A 12,766-nucleotide genomic window follows, 5' to 3' on the forward strand; every position below is an offset into this window, starting at 1 on the left:
TTTTTAGACTTTATTGTGATTAGCTTATGACAAACTTAACTCAAGAGCAGCTGTATTTTGTAAATAAGTTTATTTTTTAATCAATATTTCAAGAAAAACTTAAAGAAACAATAGATTATAAACACAAAAAAAGAACGCCGAAGCGTTCTCTTTTTCGATCATTGGATCAATGACGTGCAGCTTTTTTGCCTTCATCAACCGCTTTAACGATTGGTGCTTTGACCAATGGCGTAGGTTGTTCAACCAAAGCAAGCGGAAGAATCTCATCGATGCTTTTCACTGCTTTAATTTCCAAACCATCTTTCACGTTCTGAGGAATTTCAGCTAAGTCACGAACGTTTTCTTGCGGGATAAACACCAGTTTAACGCCACCACGATGTGCTGCTAAAAGTTTCTCTTTTAAGCCACCAATACGCATTGCTCGGCCACCTAAGCTGGTTTCACCTGTCATTGCAATATCAGGACGAATTGCAATCCCAGTGAATGCCGAAACCAGAGCAGTGGTTAATGCCAAACCTGCAGATGGTCCATCTTTCGGTGTTGCACCTTCAGGTAAGTGAACGTGTACATCAGTTTCTTCAAAACGAGAAGCTTCAATACCCAATTCATCAGCACGTGTACGAACCACAGTCATTGCCGCAGTAATCGATTCCTTCATTACATCACCGAGTGAACCCGTAGTAATAAATTTACCTTTACCTTTTACAGCTGCAACTTCAATGGTTAGTAACTCACCACCGACAGAAGTCCATGCCAAGCCATTTACACGACCCACTTGAGCTTCTTCTTCTGCCATACCGTAATCAAATTTATGCACACCTAAATATTCAGGTAAGTTTTCAGCAGTGACATCAATATGTAAGTTTTTCGCTTTCTTACTGACTGATTCTTTCACCACTTTACGTGCAATCTTCGATACTTCACGTTCAAGGCTACGTACACCAGCTTCACGGGTATAACGACGCACAATGTCACGAATCGCTTCTTCATGAACAGTCAATTCTTTGCCACGCAAACCATTGTTCTTGATTGCTTTTGGAACAAGGTAACGATCTGCAATATTGACTTTTTCGTCTTCGGTATAACCCGGCAAACGAATTACTTCCATACGGTCTAATAAAGCCTCCGGAATATTCATGCTGTTTGCAGTACAGATAAACATCACTTCAGACAAGTCAAGATCAAGATCTAAGTAGTGATCGTTAAATTTGTTGTTCTGTGATGGATCAAGTACTTCAAGCAGGGCAGAAGCTGGATCACCACGATAATCCTGTGCCATTTTGTCCACTTCGTCGAGCAAGAACAGTGGGTTTTTAACGCCAACTTTAGTCAACGACTGCACAATTTTACCCGGCATCGCGCCAATATAGGTACGACGATGACCACGAATTTCTGCTTCGTCACGGACACCACCGAGTGCCATACGAACAAATTCACGACCAGTTGCTTTGGCAATTGACTCCCCGAGTGAGGTTTTACCAACACCAGGAGGACCAACTAAACAAAGGATTGGACCACGAAGTTTTTTCACGCGTGATTGCACCGCAAGGTATTCAACAATACGTTCTTTAACTTCATCCAAACCATAGTGGTCTGTATCTAAAATTTCCTGAGCCTTGGCTAAGTTAATGCTGACTTTGCTGGCTTTATTCCAAGGCGTATCTAAAATCGCCTCGATATAGTTGCGTACAACAGCAGCCTCACTTGACGCAGGTTGCATGGCTTTGAGTTTACGGAATTCATTTTCAGCTTTTTTACGTACATGTTCAGGTAAATCAGCTTCCGCTAAACGTTTTTCAATTTCAGCAACATCATCTTCCGCACCACCATTCATATCGGAAAGTTCACGCTGAATGACTTTCATCTTCTCATTGAGGAAGTATTCGCGTTGGTTCTTTTCCATTTGGCGTTTTACAGAGTCATGCAATGTTTGCTCAATCTGTTGTTCTTCAGATTGTTGCAATAAATAAGTCATTAGCTCTTGTAAGTGTGCTTCAAACTCATCGTGCTCTAGGAATTTTTGTTTTACATCGATATTTAAAGGTACACGGGTTGCAACAAAGAACAACAATTGTAATAAATCGTCGATTTTATTTGCTGCTGCAATCAATTCACGTGCATTACGTAATTTGGCTTCTGCATACTGTGAAAACAGTGCACGTAATTCTTCTACACGTGTTGCTTGAGTATCTTTATCTACAGATATGGTCATTGGGCTTAATGCATGTTCAGCCGATAAGTATTCATCATTGTCGATGATCTCAACCAGCTTAGAACGATGTAAGCCTTCAATCAGTACCTTGATACAGTTTTCATCATTTTCATGATTCACAACTTGTACAATCTTTGCGACGGTACCATATTGATATAAGTTGTCGTGATCAATTTCTTCTGTAAGCGAATCTTTTTGCGCAACTACAAATACTAAATTGTCACTGTTACGAGCCACATCAACTGCATTGATCGATTTTTCACGACCCACAAATAGCGCAATTTGCATATGTGGGTACACAACCACGTCACGCAACGCTAAAAGCGGTAATACACTTGGAACCTGTGGCTCTAAGTTTTCTTGATTCATAATAATCTCAGACATGGGCACTCCTAATGAGTGACAACGGTGTTGCCATGTTTTTTATAGTGATGTGTATTTCAAAAATTACAAGGGCTTTGCCAAATAAAAAGTTTAAAAAATCGCAACTATTTGATTAACAAATAAACCTATTTGCATTTATTGGTCAATTTAACGGCGAAAATAATAGGTTTTTGCTGGGGTAATTAGGCTGTCTAAGGGCTGATCCCACGGATTTCTTTTAAGCTCGTGGGTGAGTAACTGGAAATCATGGGCTAAACCAAGCCGATGTGGGCGGTATGTAGCTGATGCAAGCGTTCGATCATAGAAACCGCCTCCCATGCCCATACGGCTACCTTTTAAATCACAGGCCAATAAAGGCATGACCACCAGATCGAGTATTGAAATATGTTTAGCACGACTTGCCATAGGTTCTAACATCCCAAGACGATGTAAAGAAAAGCGTCGATTGCGAAACTGCCGATTTGATATTTTGACCCAAACCAGTTTTTTGTTCATATTGCAGATCATGGGCAAATACACGGTTTTTCCAATCGCACAGCAATATTCGATAAGCAATTTGGTTTGAATTTCACCAAAAGCATCTAAATATAATCCGATTTTCTGCGCATTCAAAAAATGGCGATGGCGTAGCATCTGCTTAAAGCATTGCCGTTCAATCGTTGTGTGTTGATTACGGGTCAGCTTTTGTCGTTGTTGTCTTAAAGATCTACGCAGTTGTGAATTTTGATCCATGTTCTGAATGCTAAAACTAAACTGTTGTCAGTATACAATGAATTGATAAACAGCATTTATAAGGAAATGATCAAGATTTTATTTTGATTATCTTTTATTCATCAGAGTTTGCGATAAATGGGTGGTTTTAAGCTATTATTCTAATCGTTTGATAAAACAAGATTAAATATTGATGTTCTACATTTTAAGTCCAGAGTATCTATTCTGACAAATGTAGGATTTTGCTCAGTCAATTGCAAATGAAAGCACTTCAATTAGGCTGAGAAGAAATTCACGTGAGTGATGATTATGGATAAGCACGAAAATAAACAGGAAAACACCATGCAAAGTCAGCTAAAACAACAATCTCATACCTTGTCACGGCGGTTTGTTATCTCAATGCTCGCATTGGCAAGCAGTTTACCGCTGATGAGCTATGCCGCTCCAGCAGCGCCAAAATTGGATCTTGAGTTATCTGCACATTCAAAAAATAAAATTAAAACCTTAATGAATGATCCAAAAGTTTGGCAACAGATTCCCAAAACAGTCACGCTGTGTGTGTATTCTCCTGATGGCGCCAATAGTGAAGCTTTTGAACAAGCGACCAGTTATATCAGTGAATTGCCACGAATTACACAGATTGCTAAGGAATTTGGGGTGGATATGAAAATTACCCGTCCAACCAAATTGTCGATGCATATTGATTTAAATTATCCAAAATTAAAGAAAACCGCTTCTACGGATATTAATTTAAGAGTTTATACCGATGAACGTGTATTGACTGAGGATTTCCGCAGTAAACGCTGTGATGGTGCTGGAATCAGTAACATTCGCGCACGTCAGTTTAATCCGTTTGTTGGCAGTATTGATGCCATTGGGGCAGTACAAAACTATAAGCAATTAACCACCGTGATCCAGTTACTTGCACGGCCTGAGTACGATGCAAAAATGGTCAATCGTGATTATGAAGTGGTGGGGATTGTTCCTTTAGGTGCTGCGTATATCATGGTCAATGATCGTCGTATTGATACTTTATCAAAAGCAGCAGGGAAAAAAGTGGCAGTCATGAACTTTGACGGTACTCAAAAGAAGTTGGTGCAAAATGTTGGTGCACAACCTGTTTCTGTTGATCTATTAACCGTGGGTGGAAAGTTCAATAACAAAGAAGTCGATATTATGGCGGGGCCTGCTTTGTTATTTAAGCCTTTAGAATTGAAAAAGGGCATGACCGATAAAAATGGCAATGTGGTCGGTGGCATTATTCGCTTTCCTTTGATACAGGTGACAGGCACATTAATCATGCATCGGAATAAGTTCCCTGCAGGTATGGGACCAATCGCACGGGAAATGATTTCTAAACAACTCAGCCCAGCATTTCAGTTTGTCGATAAACTGGAGCGAGAAGTTCCAGATAAATATTGGTTTGATATTCGTGAAGCGGATAAACCGGGCTATATCAAGATTATGCGTGAAGCACGTATTCAGATGACCAAAGAAGGCTTCTATGACCCGGCAATGATGAAAATTTTGAAAAAGGTTCGATGTGGTCAAACCCCAAGTAGTTTTGAATGTGCTTTAAATGATGAATGATTGGGTTTTGCTCTTGTTTTGATGATGGATTAAGTCAAAAGCAAAATTACAAACAGCTGATGTTTTTGATTTGAATTAAAAGTTAAAGGAGCAAAATGAAAGTTTATTTTGCTCCTTTTTTATTGCAAAGTTTAGGCAATGCTTTACTACTCTGTTAGATTAAATCCAAGATAAAGAAGATTAAAATTAAGATTTAAATGATGTTAAAAAAACCATTCAAACTCTTGTTACTGACAGTGTTGTTTTGCGTTAATTCGATATATGCCGCAGAGTATCAGACAGGAGATATTATTTTTCATAGCTCTAAATCTGCACAAAGTCTTGTGATTCAAAAAGCCACCCATTCGCCATATAGCCACATGGGAATGATCGTGATGAAACAAGGACAAACTTTGGTTTTGGAGGCGATTCAGCCTGTGAAATATACACCGCTTCAACAATGGATCAATCGTGGTGTAAATAAAGCCTATGTCGTAAAGCGTTATCAACCTCAATTGACTGCTGAGCAACAACACAAGTTAGTCAAACAGGCCGAGACTTATTTAAATAAACCCTATGATGTTTATTTTGAATGGAATGATGACGCAATTTATTGCTCTGAAATTGTATGGAAAGCTTATCAATATGCTTTAGGAATAGAATTGGCGCCCTTGGAAAAATTACCAAGTTTTGATCTCACAGATCGAAGTGTTAAAGCACTTATGCAACAACGCTATGGACAGCATATTCCATTGCGAGAAACTGTGATTGCGCCAAGTGCAATTTTTAATTCAAAGAAATTGAAAATGGTTGACTCGGTTGCTGGCTTGAATTGATTGAAAATATAGCAGACATAAAAAAACCTGAGTCATGATGCTCAGGTTTTTTATAAGAAGCGGTATATACATACATTCTTGAATGTGGCGACCCTACGGGGATTCGAACCCCGGTTACCGCCGTGAAAGGGCGATGTCCTAGGCCTCTAGACGATAGGGTCAATAAATTGAGGCAGACACTTGAAACTAAACCATTAAATTAATGGCGACCCTACGGGGATTCGAACCCCGGTTACCGCCGTGAAAGGGCGATGTCCTAGGCCTCTAGACGATAGGGTCGTTTCAGAGGTGGGCGTATATTAGGGCGAATACCGGCAGGTGTCAAACTTTTTTCCACAATAAAAACTGAAATTGCGTTTATATGGATAAAAACAAAGCAATATGAGCAAAGTGGTTAAAATTAAGACCATTATTACGGCTTGGGGTACAGAATGGGATCTAAAATATTTTGAATCACCGCAGGATGTTGTAAATAGCCTGCGATTTGATGAGGAGTATGAATAAACGTTGAAATCGCGGTATTTAAAATTGCGGGTTGAAAGTCAAAGGGTGCATTGATCAACGGAAAAGCGGTTAAAAAATCATCTGGTGAATAGAAATTATGCCAATCACCATTTAGACAATTTGGTCTTTTGATGGGTGGTGTTAGTTTAGACTGAATCACTTTAAAGGCGAGTGGTGAGCCTAAGGTAATAAAGCGTTGTATCTGGTAGTTTGCTTGCAGCTGTTGTAACAGATTATAGGCAATCACGGTTCCTAACGAATGCGCAACAATAATATGCGGTTGATCGGGTTCTAAGCTGGCCAGTATCCGTTGGTGGACTTCATCCATAAACTGAGGATTGGCGAGGTATAAATAAGTTTCGATCAGAAATTTATGAATCAGACTTTCATGGAGTTTTGGAAAATTATTTAAAATTAAAGAGAACTCTTTAAGCGCCTTATCTTTTAACAATTGCGAAGCCAAATACAAGCGTTTAGACAGTTTTAAGTCATGCTCAGGCATGAAGTAGGGCAGTATTGGAATTGCGGGAGCGACATTTAAAGTTGTCGTGGCTGGCGTTGTTGTATGTTTATGAAAGTGGAAGTTTACCCATGATTTAGGCAGAAAGCTTTCTAAGTCAAAGCGATTACTTAATTGGTGTTTGCTGATTAAATCGCCATAAAAAGCCAAGCGAATATCTAATTGTGCGGTTGAAATAGGCAGTTTAAGTTCATCGATTCCCTGTTGAAGAATATCAACCCAATGTTGCTTTAAACTCTCAGCATTATAATTCTGCTGGTTCATACCATGAATAAAAATAATCTTCATTGGGGTTTTTATAGATTGTTATGTTTAGCTATTAAATTACGAGTTTAAACTGATTTTGACTATCTATGAATGTACAAAAAGTGTAGCCAATGGCTACACTTTTTGTTTAGGCATGATCAGTTAGATCTTGTTTAGGGTTGTGATTGATCTTTATATAAAAATGCGTAGCTGATATAGCAAATGGCAATAAAGATTAAACAACAAATAAAGCCCACCACCATCTCAGGGTCAAATACCATACTGATACAGGTAATTAAACAGAAGATAAAACCTAAGATCGGCACAATTGGAAACAATGGCGCAGCAAAGCCTAATTCAGCTTTGGTATGACCTTGTTTGTACCATTGACGTCTAAAATTAAACTGGCTCAGACAAATACTCATCCACACCACAACCATGGTAAACGCAGCCACACCCAACAAGTTTTTAAAAATAGTTTCAGGTGCAAATTGCTCTGAAAGCAGACCAGGTAATGCACCGAACATGGTGACAATCACCGCAATATATGGAATACCGCGTGCATTGACCCTAGAAAATAATGCTGGAAGCTGTTTCTTGGCTGAGAGCGACCACATCATACGTGACGCTGCAAATAGCCCTGAGTTAGCCGCAGACAACAATGCAGTGATGATCACAAAACGGATAATGTCTTCTGCGTATGGAATACCAATATGATCAAATACGGTAACAAATGGGCTGCTACTGACCCCTTCAGCATGTAATCCTGCCATTTGGTGAGGTAGCAATGCACTAATGACAATGATTGTACCGACAAAGAAAATCAATAAACGCCAAATAGCAGTATTGATAGCTTTAGGCACATTTTTCGCAGGATCTTCAGTTTCACCCGCAGCAACGCCAATCAACTCAGTACCGGAGAAGGCAAAGTTCACGATTAACATGGTGGTGAAGATTGGGAATAGACCTTGTGGGAACCAGCCTTCATCAGTCAAATTACTAAATAACGGTGCTGAAGTATGTCCCTGATAATTTAAAATCCCAAAAATTGCCAAGAGACCAAAAAGAATAAAAGCGATTACCGTGATGACTTTAACCAAAGAGAGCCAGAACTCAGATTCGGCAAACCATTTGGTTGAGCTCATATTTAAGCCAAACACGATTGCTGCAAAAATCAGGGTCCATAACCACATCGAGATATGCGGAAACCATTCTTGCATTAACAAAGCCGCAGCAGTAAATTCAGTGCCTAGTGTTGCTGACCATGTTAGCCAATACAGCCAAGTAACGGTGTATCCGGTACCTGGACCAATGTATCGTTGTGCATAAGTACCAAATGAACCAGACTCAGGCATATGAACCGCAAGTTCGCCTAAGCACAGCATTACCATATAGGCAATTACACCGCCGAGGATGTAAGAGATAATGGCACCAATCGGACCGGTTTGTGAGATTACTTCACCAGAACCTAAAAAAAGCCCTGTACCGATTGCACCACCAAGCGAAATCATCACCAAGTGACGAGTACTCATTGCTCGTTTGAGTGGTGAAGAATTAGATGATACCTGAGCATCATTTTGATTTGGTGATGACTGCATAAGCTTCAGATGGAAATAAAACAAGAAGCGCGCTATTTTAGCCCAATTCATAAATAGTGCAATGATTGAGTGTTGCTAATGCTCAATAAGCAATACTATAAATCACCGTGATTTTATGGTTTTTATAAATAAATATTTAAATCAATTATTTATATTTAACTCTGCACTGATTATTTTAAATTAAAAATTCAGATTATTGGTGAAAAAACAATCTTTTAAATATGACGGGATGGTGGTTTTTAACTGCTTTAAAATACTATAGATATAAAAAAGCCTGAGTCGTATTGCTCAGGCTTTTTTACGAGAAAGTTTTATGTTGGAAACAATCTCAAATATGGCGACCCTACGGGGATTCGAACCCCGGTTACCGCCGTGAAAGGGCGATGTCCTAGGCCTCTAGACGATAGGGTCGTAATGAGGTGATGCGTATATTAAGGATAAAAGATATTTTTGTCAAAATGGATTTATCGAAAAAGCGTTTAACTGATGAATCTATAAGCGAATCATCATGTATTTGTTTTTAATTTAGCCATAAAGCTATTTTTTGTTTTTTAGAAGAATCCAAATCAAATAAAAACGGCTTGATTTATATATGAATCACTTAAAAATTATGCTGTTGGTTAAAAGTTTAAAATAGAAAAGCCCGTATGAATACGGGCTGATCAGTGATTTACACTGCGACTTAATTTTTCTGATGATAAAGCCAGTAATAAGTTGCATAACATGCTGCCATAAACACTAAACAACCAATAAAGCCAGAAAGCATTTCCGGATCTGCTGCCATACTTAAACCAGTTGCGGTACAGGTAATAAAGCCAAGAATCGGTACGACTGGATACCACGGCGTTTTAAATTTTAAATCAGCCAGTGTTTTACCGCTGGCCAGCCATTTACGACGGAAATTAAACTGACTCCAGCAAATACTCATCCACACGATAACCATGGTAAATGCTGCCACACCGAGTAAGTTTTTAAAGATGACATCTGCGCCAAATTGCTCCGACAGTAAACCGGGTAAACCTCCAATCATGGTCACAAAAATTGCAACAACAGGGGTACCTGATTTGGTCAGTTTGGAAAAAACTCGAGGTAATTGTTTTTGAATTGAAAGCGCCCACATCATACGAGATGCCGCATATAGGCCTGAATTTGCAGTGGACAAAAGCGCTGTAATGATCACAAAACGCATGATGTCTTCTGCGTAAGGAATTCCAATCAAGTTAAATACAGAAACAAAGGGACTATTACTGATCCCTTCACCATGCGCGGCTAGGCCAGCATCTTGATAGGGCAATAATGAACTGATGACAATAATAGTACCAACAAAGAAAATCATTAATCGCCAAACCGCAGCATGAATCGCTTTTGGGACATTTTTTTCAGGATTTTCAGTTTCACCAGCAGCAATCCCAATCATCTCAGTACCATTAAAGGCAAAATTTACAATCAGCATGGTGGCAAAAATAGGAAATAAACCATTGGGTAGCCAGCCATGTGCGGTTAAATTACTGAATAAAGGTGCAGTTTCATGACCATGGAAGGGGATTAACCCAAATATTGCGGTTAGGCCGAGTAAGATAAATACCAATACCGTTGCAACTTTGACAAAAGACAACCAAAACTCTGACTCTGCAAAAAAGCGTGTTGAGGTTAGATTGGAAATCAAGACGGCAACAATAAAGACCAAGGTCCATAACCAGATGGAGGTTGTTGGAAACCATTCCTGCATTAGCATGGCTGCTGCGGTAAATTCAGTCCCCAAGGTGGCAGACCAGCCAAGCCAGTACATCCACGACACCATGTAGCCTGTACCCGGTCCAATATTTTTAGCTGCAAAAGCACCAAAAGATCCGGTTACAGGTTGATTGACCGCAAGTTCACCTAAGCACAGCATCACCATATAGGCAATTAAACCACCGATGATATAGGCAATCACTGCACCAATCGGTCCAGCTTGTGCAATCACTTCACCTGAACTTAAAAATAAGCCTGTACCGATTGCACCGCCTAATGACAACATGATCAGGTGGCGTTTGGTCATGGATCTTTTTAAGACAATAGTTTGCCCATCAGCGACAGTGTGCTGATTCGATTGATCAGGTGATTGCATATTTGATGTCATTGAACTTTAAAGAGATATTTTAGATTAAAATGCCAAAATTGACAAAATAAAATAAACCGTCAGCTTCTAAAGTCTAAAGAAAAGGGATGAAATAAAATAATTGAATCAAGAAGATCAAAAAAGAGAGAAAGAAATTATAAGAATAATTAGATGGCGACCCTACGGGGATTCGAACCCCGGTTACCGCCGTGAAAGGGCGATGTCCTAGGCCTCTAGACGATAGGGTCGTTTAGAAGATGGCGATATCTTATTGATCCGCCACCAAATTGTCAAGTAAGTGAGGTGCCAGTTTGTTCAAAATATAGCAAAACAGTTCAGCCGTCTTTTGAGTATCGTACAAGGCCGAGTGAGCCTCTTTACCATCGAACTCAATTCCAGCTTGAATACATGATTTAGCCAAAACAGTTTGACCAAACATGACCGCACTTAAAGTCACAGTATCAAATACAGAAAAACTATGAAAAGGGTTTTGATTTTTACTGCCAGTTCGCGCAATTGCAGCTCTTAGGAAGCCTAAATCAAAATGGGCATTGTGTCCGACCAAGACCGCATGGGTACAATGTTGCTGACGACGCACTTCATTAACCGCCTTAAAAATACGCTTTAATGCTGTTTTCTCGTCTTCAGCCATTGCCATACGCATTGGATTAAATGGATCTACACCAATAAAGTCCAAAGAACGGCGATCTAAATTTGCACCTTCAAAAGGATTGATGTGTGCATGATGTGCTTCACCTGGAACAAATTTTCCTTCAGCATCATACACAATCGGGATGCATGCGATTTCAAGCAATGCATCGGTATCTGCATTAAAACCTGCTGTTTCAACGTCAACCACAACGGGTAAAAAACCACGAAAGCGTTGTCCAATCACAGGTAATGTTTCAGTTGTCACACCTTTCTCCATTGGATGGTTTTTCCAGCATAAAGTGGAATAATGTGTTCACCATCCAAATAATCTAAACTTTCAGGGATTACCTGCTCTTCTTTCACAAGGGTAATCTTATTTGTGTTGCGAGGCAAACCATAGAAGTCTGCACCAAACATACTGGCAAAACCTTCTAGGCGTTCGATTTTGTTGACTTGATCAAAAGCCTGAGCATAAAGCTCAATTGCTGTAGGTGCACTATAGCAACCTGCACAACCACATGCATTCTCTTTGGCATTTTTAGAATGTGGCGCACTGTCAGTACCTAAGAAAAACTTAGGGCTACCGCTTGTGGCAACTTCAAGTAAAGTTTGTTGATGAGTTTGACGCTTTAAAATCGGTAAACAATAAAAGTGCGGTTTTATACCACCGACCAACATATCATTACGGTTAAACATTAAATGTTGTGGTGTGATCGTCGCAGCAACATTACGATCTTGTTCAAGCACAAAATGCGCGGCTTCACTGGTGGTAATATGTTCTAACACCAATTTTAATTGCGGAAATTGTTTCAGTAACGGTGAAAGTACTTCGTCTAAAAAGCGTTTTTCACGGTCAAAAATATCCACATGCTGATGAGTAACTTCACCATGTAATAGTAATGGCACTTGATGTTCTTCAAGCTGTTCAATCACTGCATAGACTTTACGAATGTCACTGACACCATTATCCGAGTTGGTTGTTGCACCAGCAGGATAGAGTTTAATTGCATTGACGAATTGAGACTCTTTGATTTTGCGAACTTCATCTGGAGAAGTATGGTCGGTAAAATACAGTACCATACGTGGGTCAAAATCAACCCCTTCAGGGACATGTGCCATAATACGGTCACGATAAGCATTCGCTTCATCTACAGTTTTCACAGGTGGAACGAGGTTCGGCATACAAATCGCACGGGCAAATTGTTTGGCTAGATCTGGAACTGTACGTTTTAAGGCAAGACCATCACGCAGGTGGGCATGCCAGTCATCTGGCTGAAGCAAAGTGATCGTATTCAAGGCAATTCTTACTGACAAAATAAATGAGATGATAATCTATAACACTTTAAAATGATAACAGCTATTTCTAATCAATAATTCAAATTAAATGATTAAAAACAAATCTAAAGCTTATATTTTGTTCGGATTGGTCATGTG

At 39.5% G+C, this 12,766-nt stretch carries 9 protein-coding genes and 4 tRNA genes; 2 read left to right on the top strand and 11 right to left on the bottom strand.

Annotated features, from left to right (window positions below):
- Window positions 1–166: 166 nt before the first annotated feature.
- Both lon and MTO68_RS05545 read right to left on the bottom strand, forming a co-directional pair.
- Window positions 167–2,596, bottom strand: coding sequence for an endopeptidase La (gene lon, locus MTO68_RS05540; protein ID WP_004722406.1), 2,430 nt, complete (start codon window positions 2,594–2,596; stop codon window positions 167–169).
- Window positions 2,597–2,743: 147 nt separating this feature from the next.
- The gene (locus MTO68_RS05545) at window positions 2,744–3,328 is read right to left on the bottom strand and encodes a 5-formyltetrahydrofolate cyclo-ligase (protein WP_034617481.1); all 585 of its coding nucleotides are present in this window, start codon (window positions 3,326–3,328) and stop codon (window positions 2,744–2,746) included.
- Window positions 3,329–3,706: 378 nt separating this feature from the next.
- Between MTO68_RS05545 and MTO68_RS05550 the strand changes: the two genes are divergently transcribed.
- Window positions 3,707–4,897 carry a putative solute-binding protein gene (locus tag MTO68_RS05550; RefSeq protein ID WP_244015953.1) on the top strand — a complete coding sequence of 397 codons (1,191 nt, stop codon included), beginning with the start codon at window positions 3,707–3,709 and terminating at the stop codon, window positions 4,895–4,897.
- A gap of 197 nt (window positions 4,898–5,094) precedes the next feature.
- Window positions 5,095–5,712, top strand: coding sequence for a YiiX family permuted papain-like enzyme (locus tag MTO68_RS05555; protein WP_244015344.1), 618 nt, complete (start codon window positions 5,095–5,097; stop codon window positions 5,710–5,712).
- An 85-nt stretch (window positions 5,713–5,797) separates the two neighbouring features.
- On the opposite strand, the gene MTO68_RS05560 is transcribed toward MTO68_RS05555, so the two are convergent.
- The 9 genes from MTO68_RS05560 to pyrC all read right to left on the bottom strand — a co-directional run bounded on the left by MTO68_RS05560 (window position 5,798) and on the right by pyrC (window position 12,628).
- Window positions 5,798–5,873 (bottom strand) — tRNA-Glu (locus tag MTO68_RS05560).
- Window positions 5,874–5,915: 42 nt separating this feature from the next.
- Window positions 5,916–5,991, bottom strand: a tRNA-Glu gene (locus MTO68_RS05565).
- A 133-nt stretch (window positions 5,992–6,124) separates the two neighbouring features.
- Complete coding sequence (locus MTO68_RS05570; RefSeq protein ID WP_034618379.1) at window positions 6,125–7,024, bottom strand: hypothetical protein; 900 nt, start codon at window positions 7,022–7,024, stop codon at window positions 6,125–6,127.
- A gap of 131 nt (window positions 7,025–7,155) precedes the next feature.
- Window positions 7,156–8,580 (bottom strand): amino acid permease, encoded by a 1,425-nt coding sequence (locus MTO68_RS05575; protein WP_034618380.1) that lies wholly within the window; start codon window positions 8,578–8,580, stop codon window positions 7,156–7,158.
- A 335-nt stretch (window positions 8,581–8,915) separates the two neighbouring features.
- Window positions 8,916–8,991: transfer RNA gene (locus MTO68_RS05580), tRNA-Glu, on the bottom strand.
- 271 nt (window positions 8,992–9,262) lie between these two features.
- Window positions 9,263–10,690, bottom strand: a complete 1,428-nt coding sequence (locus MTO68_RS05585) for an amino acid permease (RefSeq protein ID WP_105713078.1) — start codon at window positions 10,688–10,690, stop codon at window positions 9,263–9,265.
- Window positions 10,691–10,853: 163 nt separating this feature from the next.
- A tRNA-Glu gene (locus MTO68_RS05590) sits at window positions 10,854–10,929 on the bottom strand.
- Between the two features lie 20 nt (window positions 10,930–10,949).
- Window positions 10,950–11,609 carry a ribonuclease T gene (gene rnt / locus MTO68_RS05595; protein ID WP_004722393.1) on the bottom strand — a complete coding sequence of 220 codons (660 nt, stop codon included), beginning with the start codon at window positions 11,607–11,609 and terminating at the stop codon, window positions 10,950–10,952.
- A complete protein-coding gene (gene pyrC, locus MTO68_RS05600; protein WP_034618057.1) occupies window positions 11,594–12,628 on the bottom strand; it encodes a dihydroorotase in 1,035 nt (344 codons plus the stop codon). Before pyrC ends, rnt begins: the two co-directional genes overlap by 16 nt.
- Window positions 12,629–12,766: the final 138 nt, after the last annotated feature.

Origin of the sequence: Acinetobacter sp. NyZ410 (assembly GCF_022828975.1) — a bacterium.
Lineage (GTDB): Bacteria > Pseudomonadota > Gammaproteobacteria > Pseudomonadales > Moraxellaceae > Acinetobacter > Acinetobacter guillouiae.